18 protein-coding genes are annotated in these 21,484 nt (G+C 61.5%); 10 read left to right on the top strand and 8 right to left on the bottom strand.

Annotated elements, in window-relative coordinates; all coding sequences use genetic code 11:
• Positions 1–43: 43 nt before the first annotated feature.
• From pqqC to LOY28_RS17215, 4 genes are all read left to right on the top strand, one after another.
• The gene (pqqC, locus tag LOY28_RS17230) at positions 44–796 is read left to right on the top strand and encodes a pyrroloquinoline-quinone synthase PqqC (protein WP_018929700.1); all 753 of its coding nucleotides are present in this window, start codon (positions 44–46) and stop codon (positions 794–796) included.
• A complete protein-coding gene (gene pqqE, locus LOY28_RS17225; RefSeq protein WP_064618299.1) occupies positions 793–1,926 on the top strand; it encodes a pyrroloquinoline quinone biosynthesis protein PqqE in 1,134 nt (377 codons plus the stop codon). Before pqqC ends, pqqE begins: the two co-directional genes overlap by 4 nt.
• A gap of 116 nt (positions 1,927–2,042) precedes the next feature.
• The gene (ercA, locus tag LOY28_RS17220) at positions 2,043–3,206 is read left to right on the top strand and encodes an alcohol dehydrogenase-like regulatory protein ErcA (protein WP_018929698.1); all 1,164 of its coding nucleotides are present in this window, start codon (positions 2,043–2,045) and stop codon (positions 3,204–3,206) included.
• Positions 3,190–4,917 carry a NahK/ErcS family hybrid sensor histidine kinase/response regulator gene (locus LOY28_RS17215; RefSeq protein ID WP_258612240.1) on the top strand — a complete coding sequence of 576 codons (1,728 nt, stop codon included), beginning with the start codon at positions 3,190–3,192 and terminating at the stop codon, positions 4,915–4,917. The genes ercA and LOY28_RS17215 overlap by 17 nt, the downstream gene beginning before the upstream one ends.
• A 61-nt stretch (positions 4,918–4,978) precedes the next feature.
• Here the strand turns inward: LOY28_RS17215 and LOY28_RS17210 are convergent, their stop codons facing one another.
• A complete protein-coding gene (locus tag LOY28_RS17210; protein ID WP_018929691.1) occupies positions 4,979–5,929 on the bottom strand; it encodes a polysaccharide deacetylase family protein in 951 nt (316 codons plus the stop codon).
• A 332-nt stretch (positions 5,930–6,261) separates the two neighbouring features.
• Here LOY28_RS17210 and LOY28_RS17205 point away from each other — a divergent pair, with 332 nt between their 5' ends.
• Together LOY28_RS17205 and LOY28_RS17200 are read left to right on the top strand one after the other, a co-directional pair.
• Entirely contained in the window at positions 6,262–7,926 is a 1,665-nt protein-coding gene (locus LOY28_RS17205) for an MFS transporter (RefSeq protein WP_258612239.1), read from the top strand.
• The gene (locus LOY28_RS17200) at positions 7,923–9,062 is read left to right on the top strand and encodes an HlyD family secretion protein (RefSeq protein WP_018929689.1); all 1,140 of its coding nucleotides are present in this window, start codon (positions 7,923–7,925) and stop codon (positions 9,060–9,062) included. The genes LOY28_RS17205 and LOY28_RS17200 overlap by 4 nt, the downstream gene beginning before the upstream one ends.
• Before the next feature lie 28 nt (positions 9,063–9,090).
• Here LOY28_RS17200 and copD read toward each other — a convergent pair whose 3' ends face one another.
• Positions 9,091–9,951, bottom strand: a complete 861-nt coding sequence (gene copD / locus LOY28_RS17195; RefSeq protein WP_258612238.1) for a copper homeostasis membrane protein CopD — start codon at positions 9,949–9,951, stop codon at positions 9,091–9,093.
• A gap of 3 nt (positions 9,952–9,954) precedes the next feature.
• A complete protein-coding gene (gene copC / locus LOY28_RS17190; RefSeq protein ID WP_096480064.1) occupies positions 9,955–10,320 on the bottom strand; it encodes a copper homeostasis periplasmic binding protein CopC in 366 nt (121 codons plus the stop codon).
• A gap of 139 nt (positions 10,321–10,459) precedes the next feature.
• Here copC and LOY28_RS17185 point away from each other — a divergent pair, with 139 nt between their 5' ends.
• Positions 10,460–11,080 (top strand): TetR/AcrR family transcriptional regulator, encoded by a 621-nt coding sequence (locus tag LOY28_RS17185; protein ID WP_007937670.1) that lies wholly within the window; start codon positions 10,460–10,462, stop codon positions 11,078–11,080.
• Between the two features lie 78 nt (positions 11,081–11,158).
• Here LOY28_RS17185 and preA read toward each other — a convergent pair whose 3' ends face one another.
• The 3 genes from preA to hydA all read right to left on the bottom strand — a co-directional run bounded on the left by preA (position 11,159) and on the right by hydA (position 15,344).
• Entirely contained in the window at positions 11,159–12,433 is a 1,275-nt protein-coding gene (preA, locus tag LOY28_RS17180) for an NAD-dependent dihydropyrimidine dehydrogenase subunit PreA (RefSeq protein ID WP_258612237.1), read from the bottom strand.
• Positions 12,434–13,801 (bottom strand): NAD(P)-dependent oxidoreductase, encoded by a 1,368-nt coding sequence (locus LOY28_RS17175; protein WP_026286688.1) that lies wholly within the window; start codon positions 13,799–13,801, stop codon positions 12,434–12,436.
• A gap of 103 nt (positions 13,802–13,904) precedes the next feature.
• Entirely contained in the window at positions 13,905–15,344 is a 1,440-nt protein-coding gene (hydA, locus tag LOY28_RS17170) for a dihydropyrimidinase (RefSeq protein WP_258612236.1), read from the bottom strand.
• A gap of 621 nt (positions 15,345–15,965) precedes the next feature.
• On the opposite strand from hydA, the gene LOY28_RS17165 reads away from it, so the two are divergent.
• The gene (locus LOY28_RS17165; RefSeq protein WP_018929683.1) at positions 15,966–17,450 is read left to right on the top strand and encodes an NCS1 family nucleobase:cation symporter-1; all 1,485 of its coding nucleotides are present in this window, start codon (positions 15,966–15,968) and stop codon (positions 17,448–17,450) included.
• Positions 17,451–17,597: 147 nt separating this feature from the next.
• Positions 17,598–18,881: a Zn-dependent hydrolase gene (locus tag LOY28_RS17160; RefSeq protein WP_258612235.1), complete on the top strand. Its 1,284-nt coding sequence runs from the start codon at positions 17,598–17,600 to the stop codon at positions 18,879–18,881.
• A 21-nt stretch (positions 18,882–18,902) separates the two neighbouring features.
• On the opposite strand, the gene LOY28_RS17155 is transcribed toward LOY28_RS17160, so the two are convergent.
• Positions 18,903–19,316 (bottom strand): DUF6691 family protein, encoded by a 414-nt coding sequence (locus LOY28_RS17155; protein WP_018929681.1) that lies wholly within the window; start codon positions 19,314–19,316, stop codon positions 18,903–18,905.
• 2 nt (positions 19,317–19,318) lie between these two features.
• The gene (locus LOY28_RS17150) at positions 19,319–19,753 is read right to left on the bottom strand and encodes a YeeE/YedE family protein (protein ID WP_026286687.1); all 435 of its coding nucleotides are present in this window, start codon (positions 19,751–19,753) and stop codon (positions 19,319–19,321) included.
• A 171-nt stretch (positions 19,754–19,924) separates the two neighbouring features.
• Here LOY28_RS17150 and LOY28_RS17145 point away from each other — a divergent pair, with 171 nt between their 5' ends.
• Positions 19,925–21,421: a helix-turn-helix transcriptional regulator gene (locus LOY28_RS17145; protein WP_258612234.1), complete on the top strand. Its 1,497-nt coding sequence runs from the start codon at positions 19,925–19,927 to the stop codon at positions 21,419–21,421.
• The last annotated feature ends 63 nt before the right edge of the window (positions 21,422–21,484 follow it).

Raw genomic sequence — 21,484 nt, 5'->3', positions numbered from 1 at the left:
GGCCTCATCGCAGAACCCAACGGTTATTCCCCGGAGAACCGCAATGACTGACACCCCCATGACCCCCACCGAATTCGAAGCGGCCCTGCGCGCCAAAGGCGCCTATTACCACATCCATCATCCATTCCACCAAGCCATGTACGCCGGGCGCGCCACCCGCGAGCAGATCCAGGGCTGGGTCGCCAATCGCTTCTACTATCAGGTGAACATTCCCCTGAAGGACGCGGCAATCCTCGCCAACTGTCCGGACCGCGACGTGCGGCGGGAATGGCTGCAACGGATTCTCGACCATGACGGAGTCCCCGGCAGCGAAGGCGGCATCGAAGCCTGGTTGCGTCTGGGCGAAGCGGTGGGGCTGGATCGCGAACAAATTCTCTCGCAAGAGTTGGTGCTGCCGGGTGTGCGATTTGCCGTGGACGCCTACGTCAATTTCGCCCGCCGTGCTTGTTGGCAGGAAGCGGCCAGCAGTTCGCTGACCGAACTGTTCGCACCGCAGATCCATCAGTCTCGGCTCGACGCCTGGCCCAGCCATTACCCATGGATCGACCCGGCCGGTTACGACTATTTCCGTACGCGCCTGAGCCAGGCCCGGCGCGATGTCGAGCATGGTTTGCGCATCACCCTGGCGCATTACGTCACGGTCGAGGGCCAGCAGCGCATGCTGGAGATTCTGCAGTTCAAGCTTGATGTGCTGTGGAGCATGCTCGACGCGATGAGCATGGCTTATGAGCTGGACCGCCCGCCGTATCACACGGTCACCGCCGAGCGGGTCTGGCACCGGGGGATCGCCCTGTGAACGCGATCGAGCAGCAACCCGGCCCACCGTTGTGGCTGTTGGCGGAGCTGACCTATCGCTGCCCGCTGCAATGCCCGTATTGCTCCAACCCCTTGGATTTCGCCCAACAGGGTGAGGAGTTGAGCACAGAAGAGTGGATCCGGGTGTTCCGCGAGGCCCGGGAGATGGGCGCCGCGCAACTGGGGTTTTCCGGTGGCGAGCCGTTGGTGCGCCAGGACTTGGCCGAGCTGATCAAGGCCGCGCGGGACATGGGTTACTACACCAACCTGATCACCTCGGGTATCGGCCTGACTGAACAGAAGGTCCGCGACTTCAAGGTCGCCGGGCTGGACCACATCCAGATCAGCTTTCAGGCCGCCGACGAAGCGGTCAACAACATGCTCGCCGGCTCACGCAAGGCCTTCGCCCAGAAACTGGCCATGGCCCGGGCGGTGAAAGCCCAGGGCTACCCGATGGTGCTGAACTTCGTTACCCATCGGCACAACATCGACCAGATCGCGCAGATCATCGAGCTGTGCCTGGAGCTGGAAGCGGATTTCGTCGAGTTGGCGACCTGCCAGTTCTATGGCTGGGCCGAACTCAACCGCGTCGGCCTGTTGCCGACCCGCGAACAATTACAGCGCGCCGAGCGCATCACCAACGAGTATCGCCAGCGGCTTGAGGCCGAGGGCCACCCGTGCAAGCTGATTTTCGTCACCCCGGACTATTACGAAGAGCGCCCCAAGACCTGCATGAATGGCTGGGCCAACCTGTTTCTCGACATCACCCCGGACGGCACGGCGTTGCCTTGTCATAGCGCGCGTCAGCTGCCGGTGCAGTTCCCCAATGTGCGCGAGCACAGCGTCGAACACATCTGGAACGACTCCTTCGGCTTCAATCGTTTTCGCGGCGATGACTGGATGAAAGAGCCGTGCCGTTCCTGCGATGAAAAACATAAGGACCTGGGCGGCTGCCGCTGCCAGGCATTCATGCTCACGGGGGACGCGAGCAACGCCGACCCGGTGTGCAGCAAGTCGCCGCACCACAGCGTCATCCTCAAGGCCCGGGACGAAGCCGACGCGCCGGGGCAGGGCATGGAACACCTGACATTGCGCAATGAAAAGGCTTCGCGGCTGATCTATCGCGGATAAATTGCGAACGCGAAGCCCCCACCCCCGGTAGTTGCTACCCATTGGTCTGATTGCATTCGCAGCCGGATGCTTTAGTGTTGGCTTTACCTTTCAAAACAATAAAAACAGGCTTTCCAATGAGCCAGAATCTCAGTCAACTGCGTAAATTCGTTTCACCTGAAATCATCTTCGGTGCCGGCTGTCGGCATAACGTCGGCAATTACGCCAAGACCTTCGGCGCCCGCAAGGTGCTGGTGGTCAGCGACCCCGGTGTGATCGCCGCCGGTTGGGTCGCCGATGTCGAGGCCAGCCTGCAAGCCCAGGGCATCGATTACTTTGTGTACAGCGACGTTTCGCCCAACCCGCGGATCGAGGAAGTCATGCTCGGCGCCGAACTGTACCGGGAGAATCACTGCGATGTGATCGTCGCGGTCGGCGGCGGCAGCCCGATGGACTGCGGCAAGGGCATCGGCATCGTCGTCGCCCACGGGCGCAACATCCTTGAATTCGAGGGCGTGGATACCCTGCGCATGCCCAGCCCGCCGCTGATCCTGATCCCGACCACCGCCGGCACGTCGGCCGATGTGTCGCAGTTCGTGATCATCTCCAATCAGCAAGAACGCATGAAATTCTCCATCGTCAGCAAGGCTGCGGTGCCGGACGTGTCGCTGATCGACCCGGAAACCACCTTGAGCATGGACCCGTTCCTGTCGGCCTGTACCGGCATCGACGCGTTGGTCCACGCCATCGAGGCCTTCGTTTCCACCGGCCACGGGCCGCTCACCGATCCCCACGCGCTGGAGGCGATGCGGCTGATCAACGGCAATCTGGTGCAGATGATCGCCAACCCGAACGACATCGCCCTGCGGGAAAAGATCATGCTCGGCAGCATGCAGGCCGGGCTGGCGTTCTCCAACGCGATCCTCGGCGCGGTGCACGCCATGTCCCACAGCCTCGGTGGATTCCTCGATCTGCCTCACGGCTTGTGCAACGCGGTGCTGGTGGAACACGTGGTGGCGTTCAACTACAGCTCGGCGCCGGAGCGCTTCAAGGTGATCGCCGAGACCTTCGGCATCGATTGTCGCGGCCTGAATCACCGGCAGATCTGCGGACGTCTGGTCGACCACTTGATCGCCCTCAAACACGCCATCGGCTTCCACGAAACCCTGGGCCTGCACGGGGTGAGCACGTCGGACATTCCGTTCCTGTCGCAACATGCCATGGATGACCCCTGCATCCTTACCAACCCGCGCGAGTCCAGTCAGCGCGACGTCGAGGTCGTCTATGGCGAAGCCCTCTGACGAACAGCAACGGGCGCTGACCGGGTTACTCGGGCTGGGCAATCACTCGGCGCGCAAGAGTCATTACCCGGAACTGGCCGCGCGCCTGGATGAACTGGAGGCCGAGCGCAATCGCTACAAATGGCTGTTCGAAAACGCGGTGCACGGAATCTTCCAGGCCAGCCTGCAGGAAGGCATGCGCGCCGCCAACCCGGCGCTGGCGCGGATGCTTGGCTATCAGGACCCGCAGGAGGTGCTGTTTTCCCTGACGGACCTGGCGGGCACGCTGTTCGTCGGCGGCGCGCAAGAGCTGGAAAGCATCGGCGAAGTCCTCCAGCGTGAGCGCAGCCTGCTGGGCTATGAAACCCAGCTGCGGCGCAAGGACGGCACTGTCCTCGACGTGTTGATGAACCTGCTGCTCAAACCGGATCAGGAAGGCCTGGTGGAGGGGTTCGTCGCCGACATCACCGAACGAAAGCAGGCCCAGGAGCGTTTGCAACAGCTCAATGACCAGTTGGAGCAACGGGTCACCGCGCGCACCAATGAGTTGCTGGACGCCAACCGCAATCTGCAACAACAGATCACCGAGCGTAAACAGATCGCCGAAGCCTTGCGCGACGCCCGTGATGCCGCCGAGGCGGCCAATCGCAGCAAGGACAAATACCTCGCCGCCGCCAGTCACGACCTGCTGCAACCGCTCAACGCCGCGCGTTTGCTGATCTCGACCTTGCGCGAGCGCAAGCTGCCCGACGTCGAGCAGGTGTTGGTGGAACGCACGCATCAGGCGCTGGAAGGGGCCGAGGACTTGCTCACCGATCTGCTGGATATTTCCCGGCTCGATCAGGCCGCGGTAAAGCCGGACATCGCCCTGTACCGCCTCGATGAATTGTTCGCGCCACTGGTTTCGGAGTTTCAGTCGGTGGCCGCGGCGACCGGGTTGAACCTGCGGGTGCACATGGGTGATTACGCAATTCATACCGACTTGCGGCTGATGACGCGGATTCTGCGCAACTTCCTCAGCAATGCCTGCCGCTACACCGACGACGGCAGCATCCTGCTGGGTGCCCGGCGCCGGGGCGACGTACTGCGAATCGAAGTCTGGGACACCGGGCGCGGGATCCCGGCGGATCGTCTCGACTCGATCTTCCTCGAATTCAACCAACTGGACGTTGGCCGCGCCGCCGATCGCAAGGGCGTGGGCCTGGGACTGGCGATTGTCGAACGCATCGCCAAGATCCTCGATTACCGGATTCAGGTGCATTCGCGGCCAGGGCGCGGTTCGATGTTCAGCATCGAGGTGCCGATTTCCCGTGAGATTCCACTGCCGATCAGCCAGGCCGCGCCGCAGCCGAGCACCGGCAACCCGCTGCCGGGGCGGCGCCTGCTGGTGCTGGACAACGAAGTCAGCATCCTTGAAAGCATGAGCGCACTGCTCGGGCAGTGGGGCTGCGAGGTGGTCACCGCCACCGATGAGGCCACCGCGCTGGTGGCTTTGCAGGGGCAGGCGCCGGAACTGATTCTGGCGGACTACCACCTGGATCACGGGGTGGTGGGTTGTGAAGTGGTCCGGCATCTGCGCGAGCATTTCAGCCGGGCGATACCGGCGGTGATCATCACCGCCGACCGCACCGATCAGTGTCGACGCTCGTTGCAGCGGCTCGACGCGCCATTGCTGAACAAACCGGTGAAACCCGGCAAGTTGCGTGCGGTGTTGAGTCAGTTGTTGGCGTAGCGAGCCGATGAAAAGATCGCAGTCTGCGATCTTTTCATTCCGGTTTTGGCGGTGATTTGGCTCAGTGGTTGTACGCCGCCTCGGTGTTATCGATCAGCGGGTTTTTTTCGGTCAGCACGATCTGGGCAATCTGATCCTTGCGCATGAAGCTGACCTTCGGATGGGACTTGGCGTAACGGATAAAACGCTCCACCGCCTCGACCATCGCCGGGGTGCCGCCGATGCGGTCATGCAGACTCACCGACATCATCCGCCGCTGGCTGGCACCTTCGGCGTACAGGCGGTCGAATTCCAGCACCAATTGCCGGTAGAACTGTTGCGCCGAGAAGTGCCGGCCTTCGATCAGCACAATGTCGTTGTTGCGCAGGGTGTAAGGCACCACGGCGAATTTCCTGCCACGGACCAGTGTCACAAACGGCTCATCACGGCTGACGTCATCGATGTGATAGGTGAAGTTCAGATCCTGCAGCACTTTCAGGGTATTGGGGCTGCGCCGCAGCCAATTGGCGTTGTAGCCCACCGAGCGCTGGCCGGTGAGTTTCTGCACCGCCTCGACGCCGTCGCCGATGAAGGCCTTCTCTTGCTCGTAGCTCATGTTGTAGGAGTCGGCCCAGCGCATGCCATGGGCGGCGACTTCATGGCCGCGATCGGCGATCGCCCGCACCAGTTCAGGGTGTTTCAATGCCGCTTCGCCCACCACATGGGACGTGACCTTGATGCCGTTGCGGTCCCACAAGTCGAGCATCCGCCACAGGCCTTCCTTGTAGCCGTAGTCGAACCAGGTCTGTGCCGGCATGTCCGGGTAACCCTTGGGCAATGGAGTGCCGGAGAACGGACTTTCGGCACCGTCGGGCTGGCCGCCGGTTTCGAATTGCATGGAGAACGAAATCACCAGTTGCGAGCCATCCGGCCACGGGCGTTCCTGGGCGAACGCGAGGGACGGCAGCAGCAGGGCGGCGGCCAGCAGATTTTTCAGCCAGCGGGGGGAGCGTTGCCAATGGGCAGTGGTCATAAGGGGCACCTTTTGAGTTGAACAGTGCCGTGAGGGTGTCATTTGGATTGCCCCGGAAAAATCCGCTACGGGCGAGAAGACTTTTAAACAGAATTTACGAATCCCGCCGAACACACCGTCCAGTGTGGGAGAAGTCCTGTGGCGAGGGGGCTTGCCCCCGTTGGGGCGCGAAGCGGCCCCTATTTTTTCCTGCATGTCGAGTTGTCTGAATTGCGACTGCTTCGCAGCCGAACGGGGGCAAGCCCCCTCGCCACAGGCTCGTGTTTGCAAGGGTGTGTTCTCCCCGTGATTTTGCGGCAAACTGACAACACTCCTTGAACCAAGGCCACTGAATGAATCACTACACCCCGCGCGACTGGCAGCCCCACGAGCGGCCCAGCCTGCCCGGATCGCCCTCGACGCCGTTGCACTCCAACCCCAGGCGGCTGGCCTACGCGCTGGTGGGGGTGTTGGTGGCATTGACCGGTGGTCTCGGCAACTCGCTGGTGGTCGCCAACCTGCCGTATCTGCAAGGCGCGCTGGGCGCGACCACGGCCGAGATGGCCTGGCTGCCGGCGGCTTACGTCATGACCAACGTGTCGATGAACCTGCTGCTGGTGAAGTTTCGTCAGCAGTTCGGCCTGCGGGCTTTCACCGAAGTGTTCCTGATGCTTTATGCGCTGGTGACCTTCGGCCATTTGTTCGTCAACGACCTGAGTTCGGCGATCGCCGTGCGCGCGGCCCACGGCATGGTCGGCGCAGCGCTGAGTTCGTTGGGCCTGTATTACATGATCCAGGCCTTCCCGGCGAAATGGCGGATGAAGGCGCTGGTATTGGGCCTCGGCACCTCGCAACTGGCTTTGCCCATGGCGCGGTTGTTTTCCGAAGACCTGCTGCAGATCGCCGAATGGCGCGGGCTGTACCTGTTCGAACTGGGCATGGCGCTGTTGTCCCTGGGCTGCGTGTTTCTGCTGAAACTGCCGCCGGGTGACCGCTTCAAGACCTTCGAAAAACTCGACTTCCTGACCTTCGCCATCCTCGCCACCGGCGTGGCCTTGCTCTGCGCGGTGTTGTCTTTGGGGCGGATCGACTGGTGGCTGGAAGCGCAGTGGATCGGCGTGGCGTCGGCGGCTTCGATCGTGTTGATCCTCGCGGGCCTGGCCATCGAGCACAATCGCAGCAACCCGATGCTGATGACCCGCTGGCTCGGTAGCGGGGCGATGATTCGCCTGGCCCTGGCGGTGATCCTGATTCGCATGGTGACGTCGGAACAGTCCACCGGCGCGGTGGGGTTCATGCAGACGCTGAACATGAGCAGTCAACAGCTGCACAGCCTGTATGTGGTGATGTTGATCGGCAGTGTCGCCGGCCTGGTCACCAGCGCCCTGACCATCGACCCCAAGCACCTGATCATGCCGCTGAACATCTCCCTGGCGCTGATGGCGGTCGGTTCGGTGATGGACAGTTATTCGAACAACCTGACCCGCCCGGAAAACCTGTATTTCAGCCAGTTTCTGCTGGCCTTCGGCGGGACGTTCTTCCTCGGGCCGACCATGGTCTTCGGCATGCGTAACGTGCTGTCCAGCCCGCGCAACCTGGTGAGTTTCTCGGTGCTGTTCGGTATCTGTCAGAACCTCGGCGGCTTGATCGGCGCGGCACTGCTGGGGACGTTCCAGATCGCGCGCGAGAAGTTTCATTCCAGTCACATCGTCGAGCAGCTGACGTTGCTCGACCCGCGTGTGGCGGCGCGGGTCCAGAGTGGCGGCAACGCGGTCGGCTCGATAATTTCCGACCCGAGCCTGCGCAACCTGCAGGGCATCCGTAGCCTGGCCGCTGCCGCCACTCGCGAGGCTAATGTCCTGGCCTATAACGATGTGTTCATGCTGATTGCCGTGATCGCGGTGCTGACCATGATCTGGATTTCCATTCGCGCCCTGTGGCTGATGAGCACTACCCAAGCCGTTGCCCCGGCGCCTGCCACTCCAACCAAACAATCCAGCGGTGCCACTTCTTCATGACCGAACCGACCACCACGACCACCAACACTATTGCCGCCACCCCCGAAGGCGTGACGCCGCCATCCTCGCCGGGCTCCGAACCGCGCTCGCTGGGGGTGCGGATCATCTCGTCCCTGGGCTTTGCGGCGATTGCTCTCGTCGGTGTACTGATCGTGTTGTACGCCTGGCAACTGCCACCGTTCAGCAGCGCGGTCGAGACCACGGAAAACGCCCTGGTGCGCGGGCAGGTGACGATCATCGGCCCGCAACTCAGCGGTTACGTGTACGAAGTGCCGGTGCAGGATTTCCAGTTCGTGAAGGCCGGCGATTTACTGGTGCGCCTTGACGACCGCATCTACAAGCAGCGTCTCGATCAGTCCCTGGCGCAACTGGCGGTGCAGAAAGCCGCGCTGGCCAACGTGGTGCAGCAACGCAACAGCGCCGAAGCGACCATCAAGTTGCGTCAGGCCGCCGTCGCCGACGCCCAGGCACAGTTGCGCAAAAGTGAAGCGGATTTGCGCCGCAACAAAGAGCTGGTCGGTGATGGCTCGGTGTCGAAACGCGAGCTGGACGTGACCCTGGCCGCCAACGCCCAGACCGTTGCCGCCGTGGCGCAAGCCCAGGCCAATCTGGACATCGCCCGCCAGGATCTGCAAACGGTGATCGTCAATCGCGGCTCGCTGGAAGCGGCGGTGGCCAGCGCTGAGGCGGCGGTGCAACTGGCGCGGATCGACCTGTCGAACACCCGTGTGGTGGCGCCGCGCGACGGTCAACTCGGGCAGATCGGCGTGCGCCTTGGCGCCTACGTCAACTCCGGGGCGCAGCTGATGGCGTTGGTGCCGAACCAGTTGTGGGTGATCGCCAACATGAAGGAAACCCAGATGGACAACGTGCGGGTCGGCCAGCCGGTGAGCTTCACCGTCGATGCGCTGAACCACCAGAAATTCCACGGGCGGGTGCAACGGATTTCACCGGCCACAGGCTCCGAGTTCAGCTTGTTGCAGGCTGACAATGCCACTGGCAACTTCGTCAAGATTGCCCAGCGAGTGCCGGTGCGGATCAGCGTCGATGCCGATCAGGAACAGAGCGAACGGCTGCGGCCGGGGATGTCGGTGGTGGTGAGTATTGATACCGCTGCGCCGATTACCCCTGACTGACACCGCCCTTGTAGGAGCGAGGTGTGTTTCAGTTGGCGATCATTGGGGGCAGGGTGCCCAGCAGTGAAACCGCCGCTACCGCGCCGATCCCCAGTATCCATTCCAGCATGACGCTGGTGCGCAACAGCCCCGGACGCTGCTGGCAATCTTTGACCCGCAGCCGATTGAACAGCGCCAACCCCAGCATCGCGATCACCAGCACAACCTTGATCAACAGAATCAGCGCAAACCCGGACAGCAACGGCGTCGGCCAGAACACGCCGGTCAGTACGCGCACGTTGATCAGGCCGGTCATCACCAACCCCGCCACCAACGTGTAACCGATCCCGCTGAAGCGTTGCAGTATCGCGCTCAAGGGATGATCGTCCGGTTGGCGCAGGGTCATCACCAGCAACATCAAACCACCGAGCCAGGCGCCGACGCACGTCAGGTGAACAATCTGGTTGAGGATTAACAGTTGGCCTTGCAGGCCATCGAGCATGGCGCCATGACCGACCGGGGCCAGGGTCGCCAGCAGCAGGCTGGAAAGGCCGATGCGCCAGGCCATGTTGGAACGCCAGGGCGTCAACAACAATGCCACGAGCAACAGATTGAGCAGCAGATGCCAGCGCCATACCTGACCGAAAAAGGTATTGCTCAGCACCAGGTTCAGCATCGCCGGGTCGAATGCCGCCTCCGGGGAACTGGCCATGCTGGCGGTGATCAGCAGCAACCAGCCGACGCCGCTGAGCAACGCCACCACGCTGAGCCAGCGGGTCACTCGCGCCAGGGCCGGATCCAGCCATTTCGTTTCGCGGCCCAACAGCAAAGGCCTGAACACCCAGGCCCCAAACAGCATCAGCACCACGGTGAAATGCAGGAAGCGGCACAGCACCAGCGCCTCGGTCATGAATTACTGACCCACCTTGAAGCGGTAGGCGCCTTCACTTTTATGGGTGTCGACCGACACGGCATGCCATTCGACCTTGTAATCGCCAGCGGCCAACGGCGCTGCCGGGGTGACGACCAGGGTTTTCTTGTCGCTGCCTTCGGTGGCGAGGCTTTTTACCGGTACGTCGGCACCGTCCTTGCTGATTTTCACTTTGGTGAACGTTGCTTCAACCCCTTCGGAAAACACCAGGCGCAGTTCCGTTGGCGCCTGCACGGTGCTGTCGGCCGCCGGGGTCTGGCTTTTCAGATGGGCGTGGGCAAACACCGATGAGGCGGCGAGCAGCGAGCCGAGCAGGGCAGCGGTGGTCAGGGCGTTCTTGATCAGCATCGTGAAGACCTCAGCGGCAGGTTCAAAGTGGCGGGCAGTTTACCTGCCGCAGGGCCGCTGTACGAAGTTTCGTTTTCCCCTGTCGCCGCGACGTAGAGCGGATGCTAGTCTTGAGCAACGCTGTTGTCAGGGAGCCCTCATGGGCAATCACAAGATCGAGATTCGTCGCAGTAACGTCGAAAAAATCCTGTTGGCGGCCGAAAAGGTCTTCGCCGAAAAAGGCTTCGGCAGCACCGCCATGGCCGACATCGCCGCCGAAGTGCAACTGCCGCGCTCCAACCTGCATTACTACTTCAGCACCAAGAGCGAGCTATACAGCGCGGTGCTCCTGGGTTTGCTGGAGGTCTGGAAGCAGGACGCCCTGTGCTTCGAGATGTTCGACGACCCGCGCGTGGTGCTCAGCAGCTACATCCGCGCCAAGATGAACCATTCCCGCAGCCGGCCGTACGGTTCGAAAGTCTGGGCCAACGAAATCATCCACGGCGCTCCGACCCTCGGTGAGAAACTGGACGCGAGCCTGTACGACTGGGCCAAGATGAAGGAAGCGAAAATTCGCCAGTGGGTGGAAGACAAACGCATCCTGCCGGTGGAGCCTTCCAGCCTGTTGTACATGATCTGGGCCTCGACCCAGCACTACGCCGACTTCGATCATCAGGTGAACATCCTGAATGATCATCAGCCGTTGTCGGACATGCAGTTCGAACGGGCGGTGCAGACGGTGACCAGTGTGATCTTGCGTGGGATCGGGTTGGAGCCATAGATCAAGGGATCGCAGCCTCGTTTCACTCGACAGCTCCTACAGAGTGCAACGAGGCTGTGATCCCTTGATCTTCAGCCCTCAAACCGTGACATGGTAGGGATTGCGGGGATCATGGTTCCAATCCAGAAACGGCTTGCCCGTATCCACCGGCACCATCTCGATGCAATCCTGCACCGGGCAGGTGATCTGGCACAGGTTGCAGCCCACGCACTCCTCATCGATCACTTGATATTTATGCGTGCCATCGGCCTGTTTGAGGCTGGCAATCGCCTGGTGCGAGGTGTCTTCGCAAGCGATGTGGCAGCGACCGCAACCGATGCACGCCTCCTGATCGATTTTCGCAATCACCTGATAGTTGATGTCCAGGTACTTCCAGTCCGTGGTATTGCTCACCGCACGCCCGGAAAAGTCCGACACGCTGGCGTAGCCCTGACTGTCCATCCAGCGTGACAAACCGTCCTTCATCTCCTCGACAATCCGGAAGCCATGCAGCATCGCCGCCGTGCACACCTGCACCGAACCGCTGCCCAGGGCAATGAATTCCGCCGCGTCGCGCCAACTGCCGATGCCGCCAATGCCGCTGATCGGCAAGCCCTGGGTCTGCGGGTCGCGGGCGATCTCGGCGACCATGTTCAACGCAATCGGCTTCACCGCCGAGCCGCAATAACCGCCGTGGGTGCTTTGGCTGCCGACGGCGGGATTGGCGACCATGCGCTCCAGATTGACGCTGGTGATCGAATTGATGGTGTTGATCAACGACACCGCATCGGCGCCACCACGGTGGGCGGCACGGGCGGCGACGCGGATGTCGGTGATGTTCGGCGTGAGCTTGACGATCACCGGCAACGAGCAATAGGTCTTGCACCAGCGAGTGACTTGTTCGACGTATTCCGGCACCTGGCCGACCGCCGCGCCCATGCCCCGTTCCGGCATGCCGTGGGGGCAACCGAAATTCAGCTCGATGCCATCGGCGCCGGTGGCTTCCACCAGCGGCAGGATGTTTTTCCACGACTCCTCGACGCAGGGCACCATCAGCGACACGATCAGTGCGCGGTCCGGCCAGTCCTTTTTGACCTGGGTGATTTCCCGCAGGTTGATCTCCAGCGAACGGTCGGTGATCAACTCGATGTTGTTGAAGCCCATCACTTCACGGTTGGCACCGAAGTGCGCCGAGTAGCGTGACGACACGTTGACCGCCGCCGGGTCTTCCCCCAGGGTTTTCCAGACCACGCCACCCCAGCCAGCCTCGAAGGCACGGACCACGTTGTAGGCTTTGTCGGTCGGCGGCGCGGAAGCGAGCCAGAACGGGTTGGGGGCCTTGATGCCGGCGAAGACAATCGAGAGATCGGCCATTTACGCAGCCTCCACGTTGAGCATGAGTTGAGCGTTGATCGCCTCGGCGGCCAGCTTGCCGTGCTGCACGGCTTGCACGGTGAGGTCCTGATCGAGGCTGGTGCAGTCGCCACCGGCATACACGCCGGGAATGCTGGTGCGCAGCTGCTCGTCGACGAGGATGCGATCGCCCTGACGCTTGAGTTCACGGGCCAGCGGGTCGGCGAGGGCGGAAGTGTCGAAGGTCTGGCCGATGGCTTTGAAGATCGCGTCGGCGGCCAGTTCGAAGGTTTCGCCGGTGGTTTGCAGGCGACCTTCCACCAATCGGGTACGGGCGAAGCGCATGCCGCGCACGTTGCCCTGATCGTCGAGCAGCACCTCTTCGGGTTGTGCCCAGGTCAGCAGGCGCACCTGATTGGCCTTGGCGATGTCCTGTTCGTGAGCGGTAGCGCCCATGTCCGCGACACCACGGCGGTACACCAGATTGACGTCCCGGGCACCGAGGCGGGCCATTTGCACGGCCATGTCGATGGCGGTGTTGCCGGCACCGAGGACGATGCAGCGTTCGGCCAGCGGCAGTTGCGTCAGGTCATCGGCCTGGCGCAGTTCGCGGATGTAGTCGGTGGCGGGGAGCAGGCCGGGGGCATCCTCGTTGGGCAGGCCCAGTTGTTTGCTGGCGGCCAGGCCCAGGCCGAGGAACACCGCATCGAATTGCTGATGCAGTTCGCTGAGGGTCAGGTTGTCGCCGAGTTTCTGCCCGTGACGAATCTCGATCCCGCCAATCCCCATCAGGAACTCAAGCTCCTTCTGCGCGTAGTCGTCCACCAGCTTGTACTTGGCGATCCCGTATTCGTTGAGGCCACCGGCCTTTTCCCGGGCCTCGAAAATCACTACGTCATGGCCGTGCATGGCGCTGCGGTGCGCGCAGGACAAACCGGCCGGGCCTGCACCCACCACGGCGATGCGCTTGCCGGTTGCGGCGGCGCGCTGGAACGGGTGTTCGCTGAAGTGTGCGTTGTCCACGGCATAGCGTTGCAACAGGCCGATCAGTACCGGCGCGCATTCCTGGGCGTTGTTGCGCACGCAGGCTTGCTCGCAGAGGATTTCCGTCGGACAGACCCGGGCACAACTGCCACCGAGGATGTTGGCCGAGAGGATTTTCTGCGCCGCACCCTGCACGTTTTCCTGATGGATATTGCGGATGAACGATGGAATGTCGATGTCGCTTGGGCACGCGTTCACGCACGGCGCGTCGTAGCAATACAGGCAGCGCGAGGCTTCCAGATGCGCCTGACGCTCGTTGAGCGGCGGCGCCAGGTCGGTGAAATGGCCGGCGAGGGCGGCCGCGTCCTCATGGGGATGCGGGAGGTGGTTCAAAGTCTTGATCACGGTGTTGGCCTCACGGTTAATTGAGGTACTGCCTCTGGTGGGCATTGGTTTTTTCGCATCATCCTGTGGCGAGGGAGCAAGCTCCCTCGCCACAGAGGGCAGATCAGCGTTTCACTGCGGTCGGCTTATGCAATTCAGCCCGCTTGCTCAGCAAATCAAACACCGCCGGATACGCCGGCCGTTCGATATACCGGCCCGCGCCACGCTCGGCGCGCAAATCACCATCGGCCCACACCACGCGGCCCTGGCTGACGGTGTGACTCGGTACGCCACGCACGGTCTTGCCTTCGAAGATGTTGAAGTCGACCTGCTGGTGGTGAGTCTTGGCTGAAATCGTCCGCGTGCCTTCCGGGTCCCACAGCACCAGATCGGCATCGGCACCGACACGGATCGCACCTTTGCGCGGGTAGAGGTTGAAGATCTTCGCGGTGTTGGTGGAGGTGAGCGCTACGAAGTGCTGCATCGACAAGCGCCCGGTGTTCACCCCTTCATCCCAAAGCACTGCCATGCGGTCTTCGATACCGGCGGTGCCGTTGGGGATCTTGCTGAAGTCGTCACGGCCGGCGGCTTTTTGCTCGGCGCAGAAGCAGCAGTGGTCGGTGGCGGTGGTGTGCAGGTTGCCCGCTTGCAGGCCGTGCCAAAGGGCTTCTTGATGACCGCGCGGGCGGAAGGGTGGGCTCATCACGTAACCGGCGGCGGTCTGCCAGTCCGGGTGTTGGTAAACGCTGTCGTCCAGCAGCAGATGCCCGGCCAGCACTTCGCCGTACACCGGTTGGCCCTTGGCGCGGGCGTAGGTGATTTCGTCGAGGGCTTCCTTGGTCGAGACGTGGACCAGGTACAGCGGCGTGCCCAACGTTTCGGCAATGCGGATCGCCCGGCTCGCGGCTTCACCTTCCACCTGCGAAGGTCGTGATAGCGGATGCGCTTCCGGCCCGGTGATGCCCTGGGCCATCAACTTGCGTTGCAGGTGATAGACCAGCTCGCCGTTTTCCGCGTGCACGGTCGGCACCGCGCCCAATTCCAGGCAGCGCTCGAAACTCGCCACCAGCGTATCGTCGGCGGCCATGATCGCGTTCTTGTAGGCCATGAAATGCTTGAAGCTGTTGACCCCGTGCTGGCTGACCAGCTCGGCCATTTCCTCGCGGACTTGCTCGCTCCACCAGGTGATGGCGACGTGAAAGCCGTAGTCAGACGCCGACTTCTCGGCCCAGCCACGCCATTGATGAAAGGCCTCCATCAATGATTGCTGTGGGTTGGGTATCACGAAGTCGATGATCGACGTGGTGCCACCGACCAATCCCGCTGCGGTGCCGCTGAAAAAATCTTCGCTGGCCACCGTGCCCATGAAGGGCAGTTGCATGTGCGTGTGCGGATCGATGCCGCCGGGCATCAGGTATTGGCCGCTGCCGTCGAGCACTTGAGCATCGGCGGGAACATCGAGGTTTTCACCGATGGCTTTGATCACGCCGTCGGCGCAATACACGTCGGCGCGATAACTTTCATCATGGGTAATAACGGTGGCGCCACGGATCAACAGAGACATTCCGAGTTCCTCGCAGGCATGACCGACTATTGCCGGTTCTAGATGTTTTATATGAAGCAGACGCCAATCGGTGTATTCCTGTCAGCGCTGTCAAGAATAGACGCTAGCTGCAGTTTGTGGATTGAGCAAGAATATTTTTTATAAGCTTATTATTGTTTTAACTATTTGATAAATAACAATAAAAAATGAAAATCACCAAAATGGTGAGACCGCTCACCATTTTGACGCACTTGACAGGTTGGAAATATGGTCAAGATTTTCTATGTGAAATCAGCCGGTTGAGGATGGTCTATGGTTGATGCGCAACCTTACAAAAAAGATCGACGCACCAGATTGAGTCCTGACTGTTCGGACAACTTGCCTGGCATTCGGCCTGAGTGACAGGGCAACTGACCGGGGACTCGCTAGTTGGATAAATAAAGCTGATTAACATCAGTTGGTTAGCAAAGTTTTATGGCACTGCCCGAGGCGCAAGCGGGGCACCCGGCACGTTTATTGATGCCGCCGCTGACACCGTGGCCGGTCCGTAAAAGTTGTCAGTTTCTCCGGCCATCGTCCGGCTCGCGCGCATTGCGCCAGCCTCTGATGAGCAAAAATAATCAAAAGAACAGTGGAGCGGCCATGCAACAGATCAGATCGCAAGTGACCGAGCGCGACGGCTTGTTTGAGCTCGAAGCCGGCAGCGATGTCCTCGACAGTCCCCGATACAACCACGACATGGCTCCGACCAAGGTGCGCGAACGAACCTGGAACAAATGGCACATCACCGCGCTGTGGGTCGGCATGGCGATCTGCGTGCCGACTTACACCCTCGGCGGCGTACTCACGGCCTACTTCGGCCTGACCGTGGGCGAAGCGCTGCTGGCGATTCTGTTCGCCAATATCATTGTGCTGATCCCACTGACCCTGAACGCCTTCCCCGGCACCAAGTACGGCATTCCGTTTCCGGTATTGCTGCGCTCGTCCTTCGGCATTCTCGGTTCCAACATCCCGTGCCTGATCCGCGCCCTGGTGGCGTGTGGCTGGTTCGGCATCCAGACCATGTTCGGTGGGCTGGCGATTCACCTGTTTCTCGGCTCGGTGTTCGATGGCTGGAAGGCCCTCGGCGGTACCGGCGAGGTGATCGGCTTCATGCTGTTCTGGGCCTTGAACCTGTGGGTGGTGATTCGCGGCGCGGACTCGATCAAGTGGCTGGAAACCCTCTCGGCGCCGTTGTTGGTACTGGTGGGCGTGGGCCTGCTGGTGTGGGCTATGCCAAACGTGTCGATGACCGAGTTGCTGGCGATCCCGGCCAAGCGTCCGGAAGGGGCCGGCGTGGCCAGTTATTTTGCCGCCGGGCTGACCGCCATGGTCGGCTTCTGGGCCACTTTGTCGCTGAATATTCCAGACTTCAGCCGCTACGCGAAAAGCCAGAAGGACCAGATCGTCGGGCAGATCATCGGTTTACCCCTGACCATGTTCCTGTTCGCCTCCCTCGGCGTGGTGATGACGGCCGCGTCGGTCAAACTGGTGGGTGTCACCGTCTCTGATCCGGTCACCCTGATCGGCCATATCCAGAGCCCGGTCTGGGTCGCACTGGCCATGGCGCTGATCATCATCGCCACCTTGTCCACCAACACTGCGGCCAACATCGTGTCGCCAACCAACGATTTCCAGAACGTCGCGCCCAAGTACATCAACCGCACCACGGCGGTGATGCTCACGGGGTTGGTCGGGTTGGCGCTGATGGCCCATGAACTGCTGAAAAAGCTCGGGCTGATTGTCTCGGATCTGAGCCTGGAGACGGTGTATTCCAACTGGTTGCTCGGCTATTCGAGCCTGCTGGGGCCGATCGCCGGGATCATGGTGGTGGACTATTTCCTGATCAAGAAACAGCAACTGGATCTGGCCGGCCTCTATCGTGATGACGTGTACCCGGCGTGGAACGGGTTTGGCTTCATCGCGTTCGGCGTGCCGGTGGTGTTGACGCTGCTGTCGCTGGGCAGCGATGCCTTCAGCTGGTTCTACAGCTACGGCTGGTTCACCGGCTCGGCCTTGGGAGGGCTGATTTATTACGGGTTGAGTTCGATGCGGCCGAGTCCGACTGTCGTGAAATCTCCAGTGTGATGAGTGATCGTTCCCACGCTCTGCGTGGGAACGCAGCCAGGGACGCTCCGCGTTCCAGGAGCGGACGCAGAGCGTCTAGGGATGAATTCCCATGCGGGGCGTGGGAACTAGCGAAGAAACCGATAACAACTGCCTGAGGAGATCACCATGAACGCTGCTGTAGACGTTCTGCAATCCACCCATCAGCACATCAATCGCGACCGTCTGTGGCAGTCGCTCATGGACCTGGCCAAGCTCGGCGCGACGGTCAAGGGCGGTGTCTGCCGGCTGGCCCTGACCGACCTCGACCGCCAGGCGCGCGATATCTTCGTGAAGTGGTGCGAGGAGGCCGGTTGCACGGTCAGCATCGACGCCGTCGGCAACATCTTCGCCCGTCGTCCGGGGCGCAATCCGAACCTGCCACCGGTAATGACCGGCAGCCACATCGACACTCAGCCCACCGGCGGCAAGTTCGACGGTTGCTTCGGCGTGCTGGCCGGGGTCGAAGTCTTACGTACCCTCAACGACCTCGGCGTGGAAACCGAAGCGCCGCTGGAAGTGGTGGTCTGGACCAACGAGGAAGGCTCACGCTTCGCCCCGTGCATGATGGGCTCCGGCGTGTTCGCGGAAAAATTCACCCTCGAGGAAACCCTGGCCAAGGTCGATGCCGAGGGCGTGACTGTCGGCGAAGCCTTGAACGCCATCGGTTACGCCGGGCCGCGCCAGGTCAGCGGTCATGCTGTGGGTGCGTACTTCGAGGCGCACATCGAGCAAGGGCCGATTCTTGAGGACGAACACAAAACCATCGGCGTGGTGATGGGCGCGCTGGGGCAGAAATGGTTCGACTTGAAACTGCGCGGCGTCGAAGCCCACGCCGGTCCGACGCCAATGCACCTGCGCAAGGACGCGCTGGTCGGCGCCGCGGTGATCGTTGGCGCAGTCAATCGCGCAGCCCTCGGTCATCAACCCCACGCCTGCGGCACCGTCGGCTGCCTGCAAGCCTATCCCGGTTCGCGCAACGTGATTCCCGGCGAAGTGCGCATGACCCTGGACTTCCGTCATCTGGAACCGGCGCGACTCGACTCAATGATCGCCGAAGTCCGCCAGGTCATCGAAACCACCTGCGAGCAACACGGCCTGAGCTTCGAATTCACACCCACCGCGGACTTCCCGCCGCTGTACTTCGACAAGGGCTGCGTCGAAGCGGTACGCGGTGCGGCTCAAGGGCTCGGTCTGTCGCACATGGACATCGTCAGTGGAGCAGGGCACGACGCAATCTTCCTCGCCGAACTCGGCCCGGCCGGGATGATTTTCGTGCCTTGTGAAGGCGGCATCAGCCATAACGAAATCGAAAACGCCGCGCCGGATGATCTGGCCGCCGGGTGCGCCGTGTTGTTGCGGGCGATGCTGGCGGCGTCGCAGGCGATTGCCAGTGGTAAGCAGGCGGCTTGACCACTGGCTTGGCGGGGATGCTCAACGGCGGGTTTGCAGCGCTTTGAACATCAGCATCCCCGCCAGCATGGCGATGGCGAACACCCAGGCCTGCCAGTGCCCCGTCGGCAACAACACCAGTGCCGGGCCGGGGCAGATGCCGGCAATACCCCAACCGATGCCGAAGAGCAGGCTGCCACCGATCAGGCGTCGGTCCAGCTCACGGCTGACCGGCAATTGCATAGGCGCACCCAGCAAGGATGTCGGTTGTTTCATGGCCCAGTGAAACGGCCCCCAAGCCACGGCAATGGCGCCGATCATGACCAGCGCCAGTGACGGATCCCACAGGCCGGCAATGTCCAGAAAACCCAGCACTTTGGCCGGGTTCGCCATGCCGGCCAGCAACAGGCCGACGCCGAACAGCAGGCCGGCGAGGAAAGCGGTCAGTTTGCGCATGTTCAATACCCCAGCAGATGGCGCAGGACGAACACCGTCACGAAGCCTGTGAACATGAAGCTCAATGTCGCGGCAATGGAGCGCGGTGACAGGCGCGAGATACCGCACACGCCGTGACCACTGGTGCAGCCGGAGCCATAACGAGTGCCGATGCCGACGCACAATCCAGCGATGATCAGCCCCACCGTACCGGTTTTGAATTCGATGGTCGGCCACACATGAAACAGCGTCCAGACCAACGGTGCCGCCAACAGTCCGAGCAGGAACAGGGCTTTTTCACCTCGTCCTGAATCATTACGCTCAAGCAGGCTGCCCAACAGCCCGCTGATCCCGGCAACTCGCCCGTTGGCCACCACCATTACGCTCGCGGCGAGGCCAATCAGCGCTCCTCCCGCGAGGGCAGACCAGGGGGTGAAGTGAAGAGAATCAAACACCATGGCAACTCTCCGTATAGACAAAAAGCGGCACTAAACCACTCTTTCCCTATTGAGCATAGGGCTACTTTGGGAGGGCCGCGGGTGCCGGGCTTTTTGCACTATCACAAACGTCTGCGGTCGTAATCTTCACTGGGCAGCGCGCAAAAGTGCCGCCGCAATTGTGGAGTTCCAATGAGCCAGGACGTCCTGAGCACTGAAACCAATCGCCGCCAGTTGCAGCAGATCATCGCCGGCCTGTCTGATGGGGTGATTCTGCTGGAGCTCGACCAGACCATTCTCTGGGCCAATGACGCCGCGCTGGCCATGCACGGTGTCAGCGAGATTGGCGAGTTGGGGGCCAATGCCGGGGAGTACGCCAAGCGTTTTGCCTTGCGTTATCGCAACAATCATCCGGTAGCGATCGAGAACTATCCGATCAGCCGCGTGGCCCATGGCGAGACGTTCAGCGATGTGATGGTGGAGGTGACGCAGCTGGAAAATGAAGAGCGCACCTGGGTTCACAGCGTGCGCAGCATGGTGCTGGCGGACCGTGCCGGTGAGCCGGAATCGTTGGTGCTGATCATGAACGACGTTACCGACTGGGCCAGCGCCGAGCAGCGCTTCGAGAAAACATTCAACGCCAACCCGGCCCCGGCCGTGATCTGCCGCCTCAGCGATTTGCGCTACATCAAGGTCAATCAGGGTTTCGTGGACATGACCGGCTATGCCCGGGATCAGGTGATCGGCGCTTCAACCTATGAACTGGATGTGCTGGAACGTGCTGAAAACAAGGATCTGGCCAAGCAGCGTCTGCGTGACGGCGCGACCATTCCGCAGATGCAGGCCGAGTTGCAATTGGCCGACGGTGGCAGCAAGCAGGTGATCGTTGCCGGCCAACCGCTTGAGCTCAACGACGAAGCTTGCATGCTGTTTTCCTTCGTCGACATGGAGCTCCGGCACAAGGCCGAAATCGCCCTGCGCCAGAGCGAGGAACGGTTCGCCAAAGCGTTTCGCCTCACTCCGGTGCCGATCCTGGTGTGCCGCGCCGCGGACCAAGTGGTGATGGACGTCAACGAAGCCTTCCTCGAGTCCCTCGCATTTCCCAATGATGAAGTGCTCGGCAAGACCGTGGCGCAACTCGGCTTCATCGATGACGCGGGCGCTCGCACGCGACTGTTTGCGACCCTGGAGAAAAGCGGGCGCGTGGATCGTGTCGATGTCAGGGTGCGCCGGAAGGATGCCGGGCTGATTGATTGTGCGGTCTCGGCGGACACCGTGAACATTCAGGATGGCTCTTGTTACCTGCTGGTGTTGATGGACATCACCGAGCGCAAGCGCACCGAGTTGGAGTTGGTGTCGGCGATTGAAGAGGTGATGAAAGATGCGTCCTGGTTCAGCCGCACGCTGATCGAAAAACTGGCCAATGTGAAGAACGTCAATTCGCCGCAGTTACTCAGTGTGTCGTTCACCGACCTGACCACCCGGGAGCGCGATGTGCTCGGCCTGATTTGTGAAGGCCTGGCCGACAAGGAGATCGCCGCGCGCCTGAAACTCGCGCCCAATACGGTGCGCAATCATGTGTCGACGGTGTACTCCAAGCTCGATGTGCATAGCCGTAGCGAGGCGATTGTCTGGGCTCGCGAACGAGGTCTGTTCTCCGGCGTGAAGCGGACCAAGGGGCAACGTTAAGGTGCAAATGCACTAGTGCGGGTGGTGCAATTTCATGTATTGATCAGATGGGGCTTTTTTCTA

The organism is Pseudomonas sp. B21-017, assembly GCF_024749245.1.
Taxonomy (GTDB): Bacteria; Pseudomonadota; Gammaproteobacteria; order Pseudomonadales; family Pseudomonadaceae; genus Aquipseudomonas.
The sequence above is the reverse complement of the archived record's forward strand: the minus strand, read 5'-3'. Positions and strand labels throughout refer to the sequence as shown.

Bases quoted from the DNA above. Each gene is read 5' to 3' on its own strand.
- pqqC (WP_018929700.1), top strand. From the start codon at position 44: ATGACTGACACCCCCATGACCCCCACCGAATTCGAAGCGGCCCTGCGC.
- ercA (WP_018929698.1), top strand. From the start codon at position 2,043: ATGAGCCAGAATCTCAGTCAACTGCGTAAATTCGTTTCACCTGAAATC.
- LOY28_RS17215 (WP_258612240.1), top strand. From the start codon at position 3,190: ATGGCGAAGCCCTCTGACGAACAGCAACGGGCGCTGACCGGGTTACTC.
- LOY28_RS17210 (WP_018929691.1), bottom strand. From the start codon at position 5,929: ATGACCACTGCCCATTGGCAACGCTCCCCCCGCTGGCTGAAAAATCTG.
- LOY28_RS17205 (WP_258612239.1), top strand. From the start codon at position 6,262: ATGAATCACTACACCCCGCGCGACTGGCAGCCCCACGAGCGGCCCAGC.
- LOY28_RS17200 (WP_018929689.1), top strand. From the start codon at position 7,923: ATGACCGAACCGACCACCACGACCACCAACACTATTGCCGCCACCCCC.
- copD (WP_258612238.1), bottom strand. From the start codon at position 9,951: ATGACCGAGGCGCTGGTGCTGTGCCGCTTCCTGCATTTCACCGTGGTG.
- copC (WP_096480064.1), bottom strand. From the start codon at position 10,320: ATGCTGATCAAGAACGCCCTGACCACCGCTGCCCTGCTCGGCTCGCTG.
- LOY28_RS17185 (WP_007937670.1), top strand. From the start codon at position 10,460: ATGGGCAATCACAAGATCGAGATTCGTCGCAGTAACGTCGAAAAAATC.
- preA (WP_258612237.1), bottom strand. From the start codon at position 12,433: ATGGCCGATCTCTCGATTGTCTTCGCCGGCATCAAGGCCCCCAACCCG.
- hydA (WP_258612236.1), bottom strand. From the start codon at position 15,344: ATGTCTCTGTTGATCCGTGGCGCCACCGTTATTACCCATGATGAAAGT.
- LOY28_RS17165 (WP_018929683.1), top strand. From the start codon at position 15,966: ATGCAACAGATCAGATCGCAAGTGACCGAGCGCGACGGCTTGTTTGAG.
- LOY28_RS17160 (WP_258612235.1), top strand. From the start codon at position 17,598: ATGAACGCTGCTGTAGACGTTCTGCAATCCACCCATCAGCACATCAAT.
- LOY28_RS17155 (WP_018929681.1), bottom strand. From the start codon at position 19,316: ATGCGCAAACTGACCGCTTTCCTCGCCGGCCTGCTGTTCGGCGTCGGC.
- LOY28_RS17150 (WP_026286687.1), bottom strand. From the start codon at position 19,753: ATGGTGTTTGATTCTCTTCACTTCACCCCCTGGTCTGCCCTCGCGGGA.
- LOY28_RS17145 (WP_258612234.1), top strand. From the start codon at position 19,925: ATGAGCCAGGACGTCCTGAGCACTGAAACCAATCGCCGCCAGTTGCAG.